This window comes from Micromonospora sp. SL1-18 (assembly GCF_047921505.1).
GTDB lineage: Bacteria > Actinomycetota > Actinomycetes > Mycobacteriales > Micromonosporaceae > Micromonospora.
On record NZ_JBLROA010000092.1, the window covers coordinates 1 to 16,565 of the forward strand.

Consider the following 16,565-nt stretch of genomic DNA (forward strand, 5'->3'; position numbering starts at 1 on the left):
GCAGACGCGGGCAGGCAGGCGGGCCACGCCCCGGGACCGCAACCAAACGCGGACCCGGCAAACCGCAACCGAACGCGGACCGAGCCACACCCGCAGACCGCAACCAGAAACGGACCCAGAGAGACGAAACCGGCCGGCCCCATAAGGGACCGGCCGGTTCGCGAAGAGCGCAAACTCACCAGACCTGCTGGACGATGTCCGCCGCCTGCTCCTCCCACTGCGCGTACGCGTACGGGTAGGCGGAAACCTGGACCGTCTGCGCGGCCGCGGTCAGCGGCAGGTCCTGCCAGCCGCCGACGTTCTTCAGCGCGTTGAAGAACGCCGTCGAGGCGTAGTCCGGGTTGGTGATCTCGTCCGGCGTACCCCAACCGACCGACGGGCGCTGCTGGAACAGGCCCTCCGAGTCGTGGTCGTTGTACGCGCCAAGGTTGCCGAGGTTGTACAGCTTCGACTCCTGAAGCGAGGTGGCCACACCGATGACGGCGCCCCGCTCGCCCACGCCAGTTTCCTTGGCCGCCTTGACGATGGCCTTGGCGTTGTCGACCTGCACGTCGTCGAGCGGGATACGCGACTGCGCGCCCTCGACACCGTGCGGGATGAGCTGGTCCCGGGTTGGCGGGTTCTTGGCGCTAGCCATGTCGGCGTTATTGACGGGAGGTACATCGGGGGCGCTGGCGGCAGCCGTGTCAGCGGCAGTGGCGGGGCCGGATTCGCCGGTGGCCAGGTCGATCGCGGCGACGGCGCCGGCGTGCGGACCGGTGGTGACCGGCGCGGCGAAGGCGCTGGGCCCGACCGCCAGGCAGCCCAGGGCAGCCACGCCCGCGATGCTCAGCGCGGCCTTACGCTGCGGGGTTTTGGCGGCGGCGGGGAGCCACCGGTTCTTCGCGAGTTCGGCCGTGCGGTGCGAGGTCTCTTCGATGGCGGGGAGCCACCGGTCGTTCGCGAGCTCGGCCGTGCGGCGCGACGTCTGTTCGATGGCGGGAAGCCACCGGGCCTTCACGAACTCGACCGTACGGCGCGAGGTCTGCTCGATGGCGGGAAGCCATCGAGTGAAGTGCTGCTTCACGATGGGGTGCCCTTTCGATCATCACGACGCGCTCGAGGGTGAGCGAGCCTCCGGGGGAACTACCGGTCGGTACGGGTTTGCGCTTCGGCCGTACTGGGCAACACAACAAGCCTGAGGTGTCGGTCATTCCGGAAATGCCGGGGAGCAGCGTGCTGCGGCCTAGGTCACGCGGGGTACGGGACGGGCGGGCAACGGGCGCAAGCAACGGCCCGGAAGGGGCAGAAACGTCCCGGAAGGGCTGGAACGGCCCAAAGAGGCGGAAGCGACGCGGCCGGTACGCTCAACCGGCGGCAGGCGTGCCGAACCGGACGAGGACGTGCCAGAGCTGCTTGAGGTGCTGGAGGGTGACCTCGACCGGCCCCCGGTCGGCCCAGCGTTCCGGGTCCCGCACCAGCGACGCGGCGGCCCGGCCGATCAGCGCGGCGTGCACGGGCTCCCCGGGGCGGGCGAACTCCGCGTGCACCCGGGCGGCGAACGGTGGGATGGCCACGCCACGAAACTCGGCGTCGACACCGTCGACCGGCAGCTCGAATCCGCCGTGCCAGCGCAGCGGGAAGCCGTGTCGTCGGGCGATCCCGGCGAGGATCCGCCCCGCGTCGGTGCCCCGGAACGACGGGTCGACCACCAGCGCCTCGACGTCCCAGGCGAGGCTCAGCTCGCCGTGGATCTGCGCCTCGATGTAGTCGTCCAACGCGCGGCCGGCCTCGCCCGACTCCCGCTCGCGGCGGCGGAGCAGCGCGCGCAGCAGCGTACCGGTGTCCATGCCGGCCACCCCGAGGCTGGCGCCAGCGGTGGCATCGAGCAGCGCGGCGAGTACCGGTTCGAAGGCATCGAGGGTGGCCAAGTCCTTCGGCTGGATGTGACTGTCACCGAAGGTGAAGGTCGCTCGGGCGAGGACCTCGGGGCGCAGCCGCAGGTAGCAGGAGCCGAACCGGGGGCACGCGCCATCAGCGTGGTCGAGCAGGTTCAAGCCGCCATACTTCGGACGCTCCGCGGGAAGCACGCCGGTCCGCTGGTACGCCCCACCGAACAACGTCGCCTCCCAGCGATCCCGGTCGCCGCCCGGGAACGCGGTCAGCCCGCCGTTGGAGATGCCCGTCTCGAACTGGCTGCGATAGACACCGTCCTGGTCCAGCGCCTCGGCCACCGTACGTCCGTCACGCAGCAGGCGATCGGGGTGGAAGTTGAGCGTGAGCCGCCCGTGCGCGGCGACCGCCGCGATAATCTCCTCCGCCTGATAGGCCGTCCCCGATCCGGCGAGGTGCCGAGCGATCGTTGCGAGAGCCGCCGGACGGTCCCGTAGCGCGACCTCGCGGACGTATCGCAGGGCAGCCGACTGTGCCGGGGTCAGTGCGGGCGCGGTGGCGGGGTCGGGCACCGCGCGAGGATATCAACGGCCCGGCGCCCGGGCGCAGCCTGTTTCAGTCGTCAGGCGTCGGTGCCGAAGCCGTCCAGGGCGGCCCGTTCCTCCGGGGTACGCAGCTCCTGGAACACGGTGACGTGCAGGCCCGCCGGAGCGTCGAGGCGGGCGTTGACGGACTGCCACGGAGTGACCGTCGGCGGGGCGACCTCGGTGGCCCCCGCGGCGACCAGGCGCTCGGTCGTCGCGCGACTGTCGTCCACTTCGAACGCCACCCGCAGGCGCGGCGCGACCTGCCGGCCGACCTCCACCTCGTCGATCATCCGCTTCTGCGCGGGATTCGCCAGCTCCAGGGTGGCCCGGCCCGCCTCCAGGATCACCACCCGCGCGTCGTCGTCACCCGAATACGCCGCCTGCTCGGGTAGCCCCAGGGCGTCACGGAAGAAGGCGACAGCCGCGTCGTAGTCGTCGGCCTCGACGACGAGGCGCAGTTGGCGTACGGTCGGCGGTTGGTCGTTCCCCGGCACGGTCATGACGCGATCCTAGTTCGGGGCCGCGGCGCCGAGGCGGGCGAGGAAGTGCACATTGCCGGGTGTGGCGGCGAGCTGGTGCAGCAACCGGTCCAGGGCCTGCTGACGGTCCAGTTGGGACAGCGCGGATCGCAGGCCCCGCAGGCGGTGTCGCTCGAGGTCGGTGAGCAGCAGCTCGTCCCGCCGGGTGCCAGACGCCCGGACGTCGACGGCGGGATAGGTGCGCCGGTCGGCGAGGGCATGGTCCAGCCGCAGCTCGGCGTTGCCAGTGCTCTTGAACTCCTCGTGGATGAGCGTGTCGGCCGCCGAACCGGTCTCCACCAGCGTCGAGGCAAGGATGGTCAGCGAGCCGCCCTCCTCGACGGCGCGGGCGGCGGCGAGCAGCCGTTTCGGTGGGTTGAGCGCCGCCACGTCGACACCGCCGGAAAGCGTACGGCCGGCCGAACGGATGCTGAGGTTGTAGGCGCGGCCCAGCCGGGTCAGCGAGTCGAGCAGCACGACCACGTCGTGCCCCAGCTCGACCAGGCGCTTCGCCCGCTCGATCGCCAGCTCCGCCACCGTGGTGTGGTCCTGCGGCGGACGGTCGAACGTGGCCGCGACGACCTCGCCCTTGACCGACCGAGAAAAGTCGGTGACCTCTTCCGGCCGCTCGTCGACCAGCACCACCATCAGCTGGCACTCCGGGTTGTTGCGGGTGATCGCGTTCGCGATCGCCTGCAGCACCATCGTCTTGCCCGCCTTCGGCGGCGAGACGATCAGCGCCCGCTGACCCTTGCCGATCGGCATCACCAGGTCGATCACCCGGGTGGTCAGGATGTGCGGCTCGGTCTCCAGCCGCAGCCGCTCCCGCGGGTACAGCGGGGTGAGTTCGTAGAACTCCGGCCGGCGCCTCGCCTCCTCCGGCTCCATCCCGTTGATGGTGTCGAGCCGGGCCAGTGGGGCGTGCCGGCCGCGGCGGGGTGCGGCGGCGATCGCGCCGGTGACCAGGTCGCCGCGGCGCAGGCCGTACTTTCGCATCTGAGCGGGTGTGACGTACGCGTCGGCGGCGGAGGGCAGGTAGCCGTCGACTCTGATCAGGGCGTGGTCGTCGACGGTGTCGACGATGCCGGTGACCGGGACCGGCCCGGCGGTGTCGGTGTTGTTCATCGAGTGCCTTTGCGGTGAGGCCGTCGCCCGTGGAGCGACGGGTGAGGAAACGGGCGCGCGGAGATGACCGGGCATGCCCGACGGGTCGGGGCGCGCCTGGTGGGGCCGCTGTCGGTCCGTCCGACCGGTCGGTGACGGCGGCCGGTGCTGGCTGAGACGGCTGGATCAGCCACTGCGGATGCTGCGGCCGATCGAGGACCGGCGGGGAAGTCGAGCCAGTGGCTCAGCTGTCGGCGGTGATCGGTGACCGGGCGAGTGACGCGCCGAGCGGTCGGAAAGGAGAAGACACCGGGTGGCGCCGTGCGCCGGCATCCGGGTCTACTGGCAGCCTAACCCGGCAACGTCGGGCGGGGCAAGCAGGTCGGTGCGGGTGGCCGGCCTCGAAGCGGTCGACGGCAGCCCCATACTCGATGTGAAGCTGCTGCTCGGCGGCGAGCGCTGGGGCCGGCGGCGTCGGCCGGGCCGGCGACCCGGCCGGACGAGGGGGCTTCCCGCCCCCGGGGCCAGCCTCAGTGCCCTCGGGCGATCCACTCGTCGAGGTGGGGCGCCTCCGTGCCGATGGTGGTGTCGTCGCCGTGTGGACGATGGTCTCCGGCGGCAGGGTGAGCAGTCGGGTCCGGATCGACTCGATGATGGTGCCGAAGTCGCTGTAGGAGCGGCCGGTGGCACCCGGCCCGCCGGCGAAGAGGGTGTCGCCGGTGAAGACCGCGCCGAGGTCGGGGGCGTGCAGGCTGCATGCGCCGGGGCTGTGGCCGGGGTGTGCAGCACCCGCAGCGTGGTGCCGCCGACCTGGAGGGTCTGGCCGTCGGTCAGCTCCCCGTCGGGTGGGGTGTCGGGGTGGACCAGGTCCCAGAGCACCCGGTCGGCGGGGTGCAGCAGCACGGGAGCGTCGGTGGCCCGGGCCAGTTCGGGCGCGACCCGTACGTGGTCGTCGTGGGCGTGGGTGGCCAGGATGGCGACAACGTGGCGGTCGCCGACGACCTTGCGGATGGCCGCCACGTCGTGGGGTGCGTCGACGACGAGGCACTCGGTGTCGTCGCCGATCACCCAGACGTTGTTGTCGACGTCGAAGGTCTGCCCGTCGAGGGAGAACGTGCCGGAGGTGACGGTGTGGTCGACGCGGGCGGTCACGGGAAGACCACCACCGAGCGGAGCACGTCGCCGTGGTGCATCCGGGTGAACGCCGCCTCGACCTGGTCGAGGGCGATCTCCTCGGTGACGAACGCGTCCAGGTCGAGGCGGCCCTGCTTGTACAGCTCGGTGAGCATCGGGAAGTCGCGGCTGGGCAGGCAGTCGCCGTACCAGCTGGACTTGAGCGCGCCGCCGCGGCCGAAGACGTCCAGCAGGGGCAGCTCGATCTTCATGTCGGGGGTGGGTACGCCCACCAGCACCACCGTGCCGGCCAGGTCCCGGGCGTAGAAGGCCTGTTTCCAGGTCTCCGAGCGGCCCACGACGTCGATCACCACGTCGGCGCCGAAACCGCCTGTCGCGGCGCGGATCGCCTCGACCGGGTCGTCCTCGGAGGCGTTGACGGTGTGCGTGGCACCGAACTTGCGCGCCCAGTCGAGCTTGCGGGAGTCGGTGTCGATCGCGATGATCGTCGTCGCTCCGGCCAGGGCCGCGCCGGCCACCGCGGCGTCGCCGACGCCGCCGCAGCCGATCACCGCGACCGAGTCGCCCCGGGTCACCTGGCCGGTGTTCATCGCCGCGTCGAGGCCGGCCATCACGCCGCAGCCGAGCAGGCCGACGGCGGCGGGCCGGGCGGACGGGTCGACCTTGGTGCACTGGCCGGCGTGGACCAGCGTCTTCTCGGCGAACGCGCCGATGCCGAGGGCGGGCGTGAGTTCGGTGCCGTCGGTGAGGGTCATCTTCCGGGTGGCGTTGTGGGTGGTCAGCTTCTCGGCCCTGAAGGGGCCGAGCTTGCAGATCGTGCCCAATGCTGGCTGCATCGGTCACGCCGCGTTCGGCAGGCTGACTGCTGCCCAGTCCGCGGCACCGCGGGTGGCGATGTTGCGGGCTGCGTTGACGTCGGCGTGCTCAGCGAAGCCGCACGACGTGCATCGGAAGGTGGATTGGTTGGGCCGGTTGGCTTTGGCGATGTGCCCGCAGGCCGAGCAGCCCTGCGAGGTGTACGCCGGATCGACGTGGACGAGCGCCACTCCGGCCCGTTCCGCCTTGTAGGCGATGTGCCGGCCGAGTTGGTGGAACGCCCACGAGTGCAGCGTGACCCGCTGGGGCCGTCGGAGCCGTACCCGGTCGCGGATGCCCGTGAGGTTTTCCAGGGCAACACCGCGGCCGGTGCGTTCGGCCTCGGTCACGATCTGCTTGGCGATGCGATGGTTCGTGTCAGCCGCGAACCGGGCCTCCTTACGCCGTCGGGCTTTCAACAGCCGCTTGGCCGACTTGGTGCCGATACGCTGAAGCTTGGCCCGCAGCCGCTGATTGCGATGCCTGACCCGGTTCAAACGTTTGCCGCTTCGGCGGGTGCCGTCGTTGGTGGTGGCGATGTTCGCGATGCCCAGGTCGACGCCGAGGAACCCGTCGGGCTCTTTCACCTCGACGTCGGGGATGTCGCAGGTGGCGTACAGGAACCACTTGCCGTCACGGCACACCAGGTCAGACTCGCCTTTGCGGTGGGCGGACAGCACCGCGTACTGCTGCGCGGAGCAGCCGAACCGAACTCGGTTCAACCGACCGCCGACGGCCCAGATCGACACCGTACGGTCGGCGATCTGCCAGGACAGGCACCGGTCGTCGAACGGCTGCGCCGCATCCGCCCGGAACCTGATCGGCTTCGACTCCGCCTTGCGGCGGCGCTTCGACCCGGGCTTGCCCAGGTTCCCAGCGAGGATGTTGGCTTTCAGGGTGGCGTACGCGCCGGCAACCTTGCGGGCGACATGGATCGCCGGCTGCGCCGACAAACCCATCGCCTTCAACCGGCCGTAGGTGATCCGCTGTAACGCCTGTTTCCCATAGACCCGCCGCCCGAACGCCTCGGACGATGCCAGATTCGCGGCCTCGTTGCACAGGCCAAGCGTGTCCCGCAACGCCGCCTCCTGGCCGGCATCGGGGAACAAGCGTACCTGCACGACGATCTTCACCGTCCACAGTCTACCATCTGGTCTATGTCACCTAGATGGGCCCCGGACCCGGATGTTCGCCGTGGCCGCAGCGTCGTATACAACCTGCACGTGCACCTTGTCTTCGTCACCAAGTATCGGCGGGACGTACTCAACGACGCCATGCTCACCCGGTGCAGACAGATCATGACCGACGTGTGCGACAAACTCGGCGCCCAGCTGCGGGAGTTCAACGGCGAAGACGACCACGTCCACCTGCTCGTCCACTACCCACCGAAACTGCCGATCACCACCCTGGTCAACCGACTCAAGGGCGTCTCCGCGCACTACCTACGGCAGGAATTCACCGACCAGATCAACCCGCACATCATGCACGGCCACCTGTGGTCACCGTCATACTTCGCCGGATCATGCGGTGGAGCGTCCACCGCCGTCATCCGCGAGTACATCGAAAACCAGAAACGCCCGGCTCGTGACGCGATTCCTCCCGGCCCTGAAGCTGAAGGACCGGGACTCCTCGCTTAGCCATGTTGAAGCAGTACCAGGGGCGGCCCCGCCGGCAGGCCCGGCACTGCCCGCGGACGGCCCGCCAGTTGAGCACCACGAAGTCGCCGGGGGCCACGTCGGCGACTCCCTCCCCCACCTGCTCGACGACGCCGGCGGCCTCGTGGCCGAGCAGGAACGGGTAGTCGTCGGTGATGCCGCCCTCGCGGTAGTGCAGGTCGGTGTGGCACACCCCGCAGGATTGGACGCGGACCACCGCCTCGCCCGGCCCCGGGTCGGGCACCACGATGGTGGTGACTTCCACCGGCGCGCCCTTGCGCCACGACACGACTCCCCGGACTCGTTGGCTCACGATCCCCTCCTGCCATCGACGATCACGTACCTGGAGCGAACCTACGATCATCACCGCCGGCTCCCCGCTGCGGTGCGGGTTATCCCGCGCGTCGCCGGGTACACGGGGGCCCGGGTTCTCCGGCACCGACGGGAGTGATCATGAAGCTGACGCATGCGCCGCTGCGGGTCGCCATCGGCGCGTTCATCCTGAATTCCGGGCTCAGCAAGCGGAGCCTGGAGGGCGAGTCGGCGGCGGGCGTGCACGGCATGGCGGTCGGGGCGATCCCGCAGCTGCGGCAGATCGAGCCGGACCGGTTCGCGAAGCTGCTGTCCCGGGGCGAGATGGCCCTCGGCGCCGCGCTGCTCGCCCCGTTCGTGCCGTCGCTGCTGGCCGGTGCGGGGCTGACCGCATTCGGCGCCGGCCTGGTACAGCTCTACCTGAAGACGCCGGGCATGCGGGAGCAGAACAGCCTGCGACCGACCCAGGCGGGTATCGGCCTGGCCAAGGACGTCTGGCTGGTCGGCGCCGGGCTGACCCTGATGTTGGGCTCGCTGGCGCGCCGCCGCTAGCGCCTGCGGCGCGCCCGCCCGGGCCGGGCCGCCGGGTGGTCAGGCGCCGGCCGGCGCGGGCACCGAGACGCCGGCGCGCTCGGCGGCGTGCCGGCGGCGGGCGGCGTTGCGGTAGCGCAGCACCTGCACCGCGCCGAAGCCCCACAGCAGGTACTGCACGGCGAACGCCCAGCGGAAGGCGTCCAATGGTGGGGTGCCGCGGCCGGCTGGGGTGGCCAGGTCGAGCACCACGCCGACGGCCAGGATCAGCAGGATCGAGGCGACGAAGCCACCGACGTTGACGATGCCGGTGGCGCTGCCGATCTGGTGCACCGGGTTGAAGGTGCGCGCGTAGTCGAAGCCGATCATCGAGCCGGGACCGTTGACCGCCAGGACGACGACGAGGGCGACCAGCAGCCAGTGCGGCGCGCGTCCCGGCCAGGCCAGCACCACCGCCCAGACGGTGGCGGTGCCTGCGGTGATCGCGAAGACCACCACCGAGCGGTGGAACGGGTGCCGGGCGCACAGGTGCGCGATCACCGGCCCGCAGACCAGGGCCACCACGGTCATCAGGGTGAGCAGGGACGCCGCCGCGGTGGGCGAGAAGCCCTGCCCCTGCACCAGGAACGGGTAGCCCCAGACCAGCACGAAGACCGCGCCGGAGAACTGGGTGACGAAGTGGCTCCACAGGCCGAGGCGGGTGCCCGGCTGGGCCCAGGCGTTGGCGAGCTGCCGGCGTACGGTGGCCAGGTCGGGGGCGACGGCGGCGGGTTGGTCGGCGTGCGGGGTGTCCCGGACCACGACGAGGACTAGCAGCAGCACGGTCGCGCCGAACGCCGCCGCGGTGAGGAACGCGGGCGTCCAGCCGGTGTGGTGCAGCAGCGCCACCAGGGGTACGGCGCTGAGTATCGCGCCGAGCTGCCCGGCGGTGCCGGTGAGCTGCACCAGCAGTGGGTTGCGCCGCCCGGGGAACCAGAACGCCACGATCCGCAGCACGCTGATGAAGGTCATCGCGTCGCCGAGGCCGACCAGCACGCGGGCGGCGACGGCGAGCCGGACGTCGGTGGCGACGGCGAAGCACAGCTGGCCGGCGATCATGAGCGTGCCGCCGGCCAGCAGCAGCCGACGGGAACCGAACCGGTCGAGCAGCACCCCGACCGGGATCTGCATGGCCGCGTACACGGCGAGCTGGGCGACGGAGAAGGTCGCCAGGGCGGCGGCGTTGATGTGGAAGCGCTCCGCCGCGTCCACCCCGGTGACGCCGAGTGAGCTGCGGTGGAAGATGGCGGCCACGTACGCGATGAGGGCGACCGCGTAGACGAGGGCGGCGGGGCGACGCGGGGCGTGCGTACGGGCGGCGGTGCTCACCGCAGCGTCCGCAGCACGGTCGCGGCGTTGTCGACGTGCGCGCGGACTGCGTCGAGCCAGGCCTGCATGTCGTCGCCGTCGAGCGCGGCGAGCTGGCCGGCGTGCTCGGCGAGCACCACCTCGGCCCAGCTGGGCGAGAGGCGGAAGCTGGCCTCGCCCATCCGCAGCTGCCGGTCGCGCAGCCGGTGGTACAGCTCGGCGAGGATCTCGTTGCCGGCCGTCTCGACGACGGTGGCGTGGAAGGCCCGGTCGGCGGCCATCAGGGCGGTGACGTCGCCGGCGGCGTGCGCCCGGCGCATCTCGTCGAGCCAGCGGGCCAGGTCGGCCCTGATCTCGGCGCGGCGGGGCCAGATCCGCTCGGCGGCGTGCGTCTCGACCAGGCGCCGGGCCTCGATGACGTCGGTGATCTCCCGGGCGGACACCGGTCGGATCAGCGCGCCGCGCTTCGGGTAGAGGGCGACCAGGCCCTCGGCCTCCAGGCGCAGCAGGGCCTCCCGGACGGGGGTGCGGGAGAGTCCGGTCGCCTCGGCGATCTCGCCCTCGCTGATCAGCTGGCCGCCCGGGTAGACCTGCTCCAGGATGGCCCGCTTGAGGTGCTGGTACGCCCGCTCCGCGGCCGACGGCCCGGCGGTACGCGCCGAGGCAGTGGGATGCGTCATGTATCTATGATGGGCGGCAGGCATCGGCAGGGGCCGCGCCGCCCTCGCGAAGGTGACCCACCCCACCCGGTCGACGGACCCGGTCAGTCGGGGCGCAGGGCGATCAGGCCGTCGTCGCCGAGGTCGAACCGGGTCCGGTACGGGGAGCCGAGCCCGTCGAGCAGCTCCGCCAGCCAGCGGGCCTCCTCCGGGGCGGCCCGGTGCAGCCGCATCCGCCGCATCCGCACCGGCACCAGCCGCAGCCGGCGCAGCTCGCCGGTCGCCGCGTCGAGCGTGGGCAGGTGCAGCAGCCGCAGCTCGGGTCGGTACGACTCCTGCCCGCCGATCCCCTCGTAGTCGTCGATCAGGTCGCCGCAGCCGTACAGGACGAGCCGCCCCCGGTACCGCTCGATCGGGCGGGGATGGTGCGACGAGTGGCCGTGGACCACGTGCACCCCGGCGTCGACCAGGGCGTGCGCGAAGCGCACCTGCTCGTCCGGCACCTCGTACCCCCAGTTCGAACCCCAGTGCACCGAGACCAGCACCAGGTCACCCGGCCGGGCCTCCCGGGCGACCCGCTCGGCGAGCGCCTCGGCCGACGCGACCGAGACCTCCCGGAGGTACGCCACCCCGGGCCGCCCGTCCGCCGCCGCCCACTGCGGGTACACCCCGCTGGACGGGGCACCCACCGACCAGACCAGCAGCCGGTGGCCCCCGGTGAGCCGCACCACGGCGGGCCGCCACGCCTCGTCGACGTCCCGGCCGGCACCGGCCGTCCGGATGCCCGCCGCCTGCAGGGCGTCGAGGCTGTCGGCGAGCCCGGTGGGACCGAAGTCGAGGACGTGGTTGTTGGCCAGCGCGCAGACGTCGAGGCGGGCGGCGGTGAGGCAGGCCAGGTTCGCCGGGTGCATCCGGTAGTGGATGTCCTTGCCGGGGGCGTACTCGCCTCGACCGGTCACCGACGTCTCCAGGTTGACGATCCGGGCGTCCGGCCGCAGCGCGGTCAGCAGCTCCAGCGCCTCCCCCCACGGCCAGTCAGGGGGAGCCGGAGACGGCACCGGGCCGGAGACGGACTCAGCCAGTTCGACGTAGCGACGGGCGTCGGTGACGGCCGGCTCGCGCAGCGCCGGCGGCCCCGGGTGGGGCAGGATCTGGTCCACGCCCCGGCCGGTCATCACGTCGCCGGCGAGGAAGAGGGTCACCTCGGGCATACGTCCGTTCTTCCCCGCCCGGGCGCTCCCGCACCTGCCAGACCGACCCGTTCTATCCTGCACCCATGCTGATCATGGACGGCGACGTGGCGATCGCCGCGGCGCAGGCGGGGGCCGCCGTCGTGCGGTCCCGGTACGGGGCACCGCTGGCGCGGGTGGAGAAGTCCGGGGGTGACTTCGCCACCGCCGCCGACCTCGAGGCGGAGCAGGCGATCCTCGACGTGCTGCGGGCCGCCCGGCCCGATGACGCGCTCGTCGGGGAGGAGAGCGGCCGCACCGGGGCCGACCGTGCCGAACGCACCTGGCTGGTCGATCCGCTGTGCGGCACCCTGAACTACGCGGCACGGATGCCGCTGGTCGCGGTGAATGTGGCGTTGCGGACCGGCGCCGGCGTCACGGCGGCGGCCTCGGCCGATCCGTTCGCCGGGGAGGTGTTCTGGGCCGACGGCGGCCCCGCCCGGGTACGCCGAAGCGGGGTGGACGAGCCGCTCATCCCGTCGGCCGAGTCGCTGCTGGTGGACGTCAACCTCGATCCGCCGTTTCCGAACGGTCCCGCGTTCCAGGCCGCGCGGCTGCTCGCGTACCCGGAGTTCGGGGCGCGGTTCCGGCCCCGGGTGGTCTCCACGACGCTGGCGGTGGCCTGGGTGGCCGCCGGCCGGCGGGCGGCGTACGTGACCGACGGCGACCTACGCGACAGCGTGCACTTCGCCGCCGGGATCGCCCTGTGCCGGGCCGCCGGCTGCGTGGTCACCGGCCTGCGAGGGCAGCCGCTGCACACCGGCCCGGGCGGCCTGCTCGTGGCGGCGGACCACGACACGCACCAGGCCCTGTTGGCCCTCGTCGAGGAACAGTTCGCCGGTTGACGCCGCTGCCGCTACCGGGCGGGGCGCGACCAGAACTCCGTGACCAGGGCGTGAAACGCCGCGGCCCGCTCGATCTGCGGCATGTGCCCGGTGTCCCGGAACAGGTGGCAACGGGCCTTCGGCAGCCGGGCGCGGGCGACCGCCAAGTGGTGCGCCGGGAGGATCAGGTCCCGGTCGCCCCAGACGACCAGCATGGGCAGGTCCAGCGCGGCCACCATGGTGAGCAACTCCTCCCGCCACCGCGGCCGTACGCCCCGCCAGGTGCCGAGGCTGCGGATCAGTTCCAGCATCACCTGCGCAGCGTGCGGCTGCCGGGCGACCGCGAGGGCGGTGGCGATGCGTTCCTCGGTGACGTACGCCGGGTCGTGGAAGATGGCCCGCTCGGTGCGGCGGGCGACCGCCGGATGCGGGCGCAGCAGCAGCCGGCCCAGCGGGCGCAGCGCGAGCAGCCGCAGCGCGACGGTGACCTCCCGGCCGAAGCCGGCGCTGTTGACCAGCACCAGGCTCGCCGCCCGGGCCGGCTGGTCGGCGGTGAGCCGCATGGCCACCGCCCCGCCGAGGGAGTTGCCGACCAGGCGCACCGGGTCGGCGACCCCGGCGGCGTCCAGGAACCCGGCGACCGCCGAGGCGAGGGCGGGCAGGGTGTGCGGCGTGTCCAGCGGGGCGCTGCCGCCGTGGCCGGGCAGGTCGAGGCTGATCACCCGGTGATCGCGGGCCAGCAGCTCGTGCTGGGCGGCGAAGTCCTCAAGGGTGCGCCCGATGCCGTGCAGCAGCACCACGGGCGGGCCGGCACCGGCGATCCGGCAGCGCATCCGGCGGCCGGCCACGGTCACGGTGCCGGCGGGCGGCAGGGCGACGGTCACGACGCCCGCTCCGACCCGGACGCGACGGGCTCCGGCGCGGGCACCCGGGCGGCGCGCGACTTCATCACCAGCGCCAGGACCTTCCCGTACGAGGCGGGGGCGAGCCGGGCGAGCAGGTCGGGCAGCTTCGCCGACCAGCCGATCAACACCCGGCCCCGGCGGCGCTCGACGCCGCGCAGAATCACCTCGGCGGCCTTGGCCGGGTCGATGGAGAGCAACTTCTCGAACTGCCTGCGGCCGGCCTCGTACTCCTCGCGCGGCAGGCCGCTGCCCACCCGGGCGCTGGCCGCGATCCGGGTCCGGATACCGCCAGGATGCACCGAGGTGACCCCGACGCCGTCCTCGACCAGTTCGTGCCGCAACGCCTCCGTGAAGCCGCGGACGGCAAACTTGCTGGCCGAGTACGCGACCTGCCCGGCGGGCGCGATCAGCCCGAACAGGCTGGAGATGTTGACCAGGTGAGCGCCCGGCTCGGCCTTGAGCGCGGGCAGCAGGGCGTGGGTCAACCGGACCACGGCCCGGAAGTTGATCTCGATGACCCAGAGGAACTCGGCCACGGTGACCTGGTCGAACCGGCCACCCAACGCCACCCCGGCGTTGTTGACCAGCAGCCGGATCCGGGGATACCGCCGGCACAGTTCGGTGGCCACCCGATCGGTGGCGTCGGGGTCGGCGAGGTCGACCAGGTAGGTGTCGACCCGCCGGTCGGGGTGGGCGGCGCGGATCGCGGCGACCACCGCGTCGAGCCGCTCCGCGTCCCGGTCGAGCAGGACCAGGTCGGCGCCGCGCCGGGCCAGCCCGTGCGCGAGGGCCTCGCCGATGCCGCTGGCCGCGCCGGTCACCACCGCAGTGCCGCCGGGGAAGACGAAGTCACGCATGCGAAGCGCTCCTCTCGGTCAGGCGACGGGTGCGGTGGGCTGCGCGGCGCCGTCAGATCGCCCGGTTGCGGCGGGGCCTCGCCGACCGCCGGGCGCCCCGGCCGACCAGCTCGTCGACGTCGAGGTGGGAGGTGTCGCCCGGGAGAAACGCACGCCGGAGTCGGTGAGCCGGCCATGCCGCATCAGTAGCACGTCCCGGGGATAGTTCTGGTGCAGCCGCCAGGGCGCCCGCGGGCCCTGCTTCGGCAGCCGGTCGACGGCGCGCAGCACGTACCCGGACTTCAGGTCGATGATCGGTGCCAGCTCGCCGGACTCGGGGGCGAGCGGGGTGACGATCTGCTCGCCGGTGGCGTCGAGGTGGCGCAGCAGCCGGCAGACGTACGTGGCGACCATGTCGGCCTTCAAAGTCCAGGACGCGTTGGTGTAGCCGATGGTCAGGGCGAAGTTCGGCACGCCGGAGAGCATCATCGCCTTGTAGGCGACCGTCCGGGCCAGGTCCACCTCGGCACCGTCCACGACCACGGTCATGCCGCCGAGGGCGAGCAGGTTGAGACCGGTGGCGGTGACCACGATGTCGGCGGGCAGTTCCGCGCCGGAGCCGAGCCGGATGCCCTGCTCGGTGAACGTGTCGACGGTGTCGGTGACCACCGAGGCGCGCCCGTCGCCGACCGCGGCGAACAGGTCACCGTCGGGGACCACGCACAGCCGCTGGTCCCAGGGGTTGTAGCGGGGCGAGAAGTGCCGGTCGATGTCGTACCCGACCGGCAGCCGGCCCTGGGCGGCCCGGCGCAGGAACCTCTTCACCAGGCCCGGGGCACGTCGGCTGAGCTGGAAATTGGCCAGCCCCAGCAGCACGTTCTTCCAGCGCACCACGGAATACGCGGCCTTCACGGGCAGCCACCGCCGCAGCGCGTCGGCCAGCGGGTCGCGCGAGGGCAGTGCGATGACGTACGTGGGTGAGCGCTGGAGCATGGTGACGTGGCCGGCCCGTTCGGCCATCGCCGGCACCAGGGTGACCGCGGTCGCACCGCTGCCGATCACCACCACCCGCCTGCCGGTCCAGTCGAGATCCTCCGGCCAGTGCTGCGGGTGCACGAGCCGGCCGGCGTACCGGTCGACGCCGCGGAACTCGGGCGTGTAACCGGAGTCGTAGCGGTAGTAGCCGGCGCAGGCGAACAGGAACGCGCAGGTGAGCACGACATCCTCACCGGTGTCGCCGCGGTGCGCGTGGACGGTCCAGCAGGCGGTGTCGCTGTCCCACTCGGCACGTACCACCCGGTGGTGGAAGCGGATGTGCTCCCGCACTCCGTACTCCCGGGCGGTCTCGCGGACATACTCCCGGATGGCGTCGCCGTCGGCGATCGCCTTCGGGTCGGTCCACGGCTTGAACGAGTAGCCGAGGGTGAACATGTCGGAGTCGGAGCGGACGCCCGGATAGCGGAACAGGTCCCAGGTGCCGCCGATGGTGTCGCGGGCCTCAAGCACCGCGTACGTCTTGCCGGGACAGTCGCGTTGCAGGTGGACGGCGGCGCCGACGCCGGAGAGCCCGGCACCGACGATGAGGACGTCGACGTGGTCGGAGGCCATGGCATCTTCCGTTCGGGCGGCGGTGGACCGGACAGTACCGCGCTGACGCACGGCCGGCGACCTGGCCAGGGGCGCGGGCCGTGCGTCGGCCCACCACCCGCGGCACCGCGCCCCGCCGCCACGTCCCAGGTGCCGACGAAGAAGTCGAAGTCGCCCATCAGCGGCCCACCGGCCCTTCGGCGCGGGTGTCGGCCAGGTAGCCGGCCAGATCCGGCCGGTCCGGGGCGAGCATGTGGCGGATCCAGACGGCCCGCTCGTGCTCCAGCACGCCCAGCTCCCAGACGCAGCCCACGCCGGGGCGGTCCAGCGGGACGAATTGCGCCGGGTCGTCGTCCGGGCAGCCCAGCGCCGGCTGCCCGGCGATCGCGATCCGGCACTCCACCACGTTGTCGAAGAACCAGCTGTACGCCAGCAGGTACGCGCCGCTGTCCGCGCCCCGGTGCAGCACCACCCAGCTCGCCGGCGGGGTGTTGCCGTCGGGCTCGGGCAGCAGCTTCGGCAGTTGACATCCTCCCCCGCCTAATGGCGGGAGATTCCCGTTTCCAGCGCCGTACGTGGTCGGCGCTGGGTGGGTGGTCGACAGGACTCC

At 72.4% G+C, this 16,565-nt stretch carries 14 protein-coding genes and 4 pseudogenes; 3 read left to right on the forward strand and 15 right to left on the reverse strand.

Annotation, left to right across the window (positions count from 1 at the left end; translation table 11 throughout):
• Nucleotides 1-175 precede the first annotated feature (175 nt).
• From ACNAW0_RS27640 to ACNAW0_RS27670, 7 genes and pseudogenes are all read right to left on the reverse strand, one after another.
• A complete protein-coding gene (locus ACNAW0_RS27640; protein WP_416290968.1) occupies nt 176-919 on the reverse strand; it encodes a hypothetical protein in 744 nt (247 codons plus the stop codon).
• 427 nt (nt 920-1,346) lie between these two features.
• Nucleotides 1,347-2,444 (reverse strand): DUF3626 domain-containing protein, encoded by a 1,098-nt coding sequence (locus tag ACNAW0_RS27645; protein ID WP_416290956.1) that lies wholly within the window; start codon nt 2,442-2,444, stop codon nt 1,347-1,349.
• A gap of 50 nt (nt 2,445-2,494) precedes the next feature.
• On the reverse strand, nt 2,495-2,959 hold the full coding sequence (locus ACNAW0_RS27650) for a VOC family protein (RefSeq protein ID WP_416290957.1): 465 nt from the start codon (nt 2,957-2,959) through the stop codon (nt 2,495-2,497).
• Nucleotides 2,960-2,968: 9 nt separating this feature from the next.
• Nucleotides 2,969-4,075 (reverse strand): annotated as a pseudogene (rho, locus tag ACNAW0_RS27655) (transcription termination factor Rho); the annotation flags it as partial.
• Between the two features lie 250 nt (nt 4,076-4,325).
• Nucleotides 4,326-5,233: pseudogene (locus tag ACNAW0_RS27660) on the reverse strand (MBL fold metallo-hydrolase).
• Nucleotides 5,230-5,991, reverse strand: a pseudogene (locus ACNAW0_RS27665) (zinc-binding dehydrogenase); the annotation flags it as partial. The pseudogenes ACNAW0_RS27665 and ACNAW0_RS27660, both read right to left, overlap by 4 nt.
• 63 nt (nt 5,992-6,054) lie before the next feature.
• Nucleotides 6,055-7,203 carry an RNA-guided endonuclease InsQ/TnpB family protein gene (locus tag ACNAW0_RS27670; protein ID WP_416290958.1) on the reverse strand — a complete coding sequence of 383 codons (1,149 nt, stop codon included), beginning with the start codon at nt 7,201-7,203 and terminating at the stop codon, nt 6,055-6,057.
• A gap of 24 nt (nt 7,204-7,227) precedes the next feature.
• Between ACNAW0_RS27670 and tnpA the strand changes: the two genes are divergently transcribed.
• A complete protein-coding gene (gene tnpA, locus ACNAW0_RS27675) occupies nt 7,228-7,707 on the forward strand; it encodes an IS200/IS605 family transposase (RefSeq protein ID WP_416290959.1) in 480 nt (159 codons plus the stop codon).
• A gap of 7 nt (nt 7,708-7,714) precedes the next feature.
• Here tnpA and ACNAW0_RS27680 read toward each other — a convergent pair.
• Nucleotides 7,715-8,038 (reverse strand): annotated as a pseudogene (locus tag ACNAW0_RS27680) (alcohol dehydrogenase catalytic domain-containing protein); the annotation flags it as partial.
• A gap of 140 nt (nt 8,039-8,178) precedes the next feature.
• Here ACNAW0_RS27680 and ACNAW0_RS27685 point away from each other — a divergent pair.
• Nucleotides 8,179-8,589, forward strand: a complete 411-nt coding sequence (locus ACNAW0_RS27685; RefSeq protein ID WP_416290960.1) for a hypothetical protein — start codon at nt 8,179-8,181, stop codon at nt 8,587-8,589.
• Nucleotides 8,590-8,628: 39 nt separating this feature from the next.
• On the opposite strand, the gene ACNAW0_RS27690 is transcribed toward ACNAW0_RS27685, so the two are convergent.
• The 3 genes from ACNAW0_RS27690 to ACNAW0_RS27700 form a co-directional block, all read right to left on the reverse strand.
• Nucleotides 8,629-9,936, reverse strand: coding sequence for an MFS transporter (locus tag ACNAW0_RS27690; protein ID WP_416290961.1), 1,308 nt, complete (start codon nt 9,934-9,936; stop codon nt 8,629-8,631).
• Nucleotides 9,933-10,595, reverse strand: a complete 663-nt coding sequence (locus ACNAW0_RS27695; protein ID WP_416290962.1) for a GntR family transcriptional regulator — start codon at nt 10,593-10,595, stop codon at nt 9,933-9,935. The genes ACNAW0_RS27690 and ACNAW0_RS27695 overlap by 4 nt, the downstream gene beginning before the upstream one ends.
• An 83-nt stretch (nt 10,596-10,678) precedes the next feature.
• Nucleotides 10,679-11,785 (reverse strand): CapA family protein, encoded by a 1,107-nt coding sequence (locus tag ACNAW0_RS27700; RefSeq protein WP_416290963.1) that lies wholly within the window; start codon nt 11,783-11,785, stop codon nt 10,679-10,681.
• 65 nt (nt 11,786-11,850) lie between these two features.
• Here ACNAW0_RS27700 and ACNAW0_RS27705 point away from each other — a divergent pair, with 65 nt between their 5' ends.
• Nucleotides 11,851-12,648 (forward strand): inositol monophosphatase family protein, encoded by a 798-nt coding sequence (locus tag ACNAW0_RS27705; protein ID WP_416290964.1) that lies wholly within the window; start codon nt 11,851-11,853, stop codon nt 12,646-12,648.
• 11 nt (nt 12,649-12,659) lie between these two features.
• On the opposite strand, the gene ACNAW0_RS27710 is transcribed toward ACNAW0_RS27705, so the two are convergent.
• From ACNAW0_RS27710 to ACNAW0_RS27725, 4 genes are all read right to left on the reverse strand, one after another.
• A complete protein-coding gene (locus ACNAW0_RS27710; RefSeq protein ID WP_416290965.1) occupies nt 12,660-13,511 on the reverse strand; it encodes an alpha/beta fold hydrolase in 852 nt (283 codons plus the stop codon).
• On the reverse strand, nt 13,508-14,389 hold the full coding sequence (locus ACNAW0_RS27715; protein ID WP_416290966.1) for an SDR family NAD(P)-dependent oxidoreductase: 882 nt from the start codon (nt 14,387-14,389) through the stop codon (nt 13,508-13,510). Before ACNAW0_RS27715 ends, ACNAW0_RS27710 begins: the two co-directional genes overlap by 4 nt.
• Before the next feature lie 18 nt (nt 14,390-14,407).
• Nucleotides 14,408-15,976: a flavin-containing monooxygenase gene (locus ACNAW0_RS27720; RefSeq protein ID WP_416290967.1), complete on the reverse strand. Its 1,569-nt coding sequence runs from the start codon at nt 15,974-15,976 to the stop codon at nt 14,408-14,410.
• Between the two features lie 157 nt (nt 15,977-16,133).
• Complete coding sequence (locus ACNAW0_RS27725; protein WP_416290969.1) at nt 16,134-16,559, reverse strand: hypothetical protein; 426 nt, start codon at nt 16,557-16,559, stop codon at nt 16,134-16,136.
• Nucleotides 16,560-16,565 lie beyond the last annotated feature (6 nt).

Bases quoted from the DNA above. Each gene is read 5' to 3' on its own strand.
- ACNAW0_RS27685 (WP_416290960.1), top strand. From the start codon at position 8,179: ATGAAGCTGACGCATGCGCCGCTGCGGGTCGCCATCGGCGCGTTCATC.
- ACNAW0_RS27705 (WP_416290964.1), top strand. From the start codon at position 11,851: ATGCTGATCATGGACGGCGACGTGGCGATCGCCGCGGCGCAGGCGGGG.
- ACNAW0_RS27715 (WP_416290966.1), bottom strand. From the start codon at position 14,389: ATGCGTGACTTCGTCTTCCCCGGCGGCACTGCGGTGGTGACCGGCGCG.
- tnpA (WP_416290959.1), top strand. From the start codon at position 7,228: ATGTCACCTAGATGGGCCCCGGACCCGGATGTTCGCCGTGGCCGCAGC.
- ACNAW0_RS27650 (WP_416290957.1), bottom strand. From the start codon at position 2,959: ATGACCGTGCCGGGGAACGACCAACCGCCGACCGTACGCCAACTGCGC.
- ACNAW0_RS27720 (WP_416290967.1), bottom strand. From the start codon at position 15,976: ATGGCCTCCGACCACGTCGACGTCCTCATCGTCGGTGCCGGGCTCTCC.
- ACNAW0_RS27695 (WP_416290962.1), bottom strand. From the start codon at position 10,595: ATGACGCATCCCACTGCCTCGGCGCGTACCGCCGGGCCGTCGGCCGCG.
- ACNAW0_RS27700 (WP_416290963.1), bottom strand. From the start codon at position 11,785: ATGCCCGAGGTGACCCTCTTCCTCGCCGGCGACGTGATGACCGGCCGG.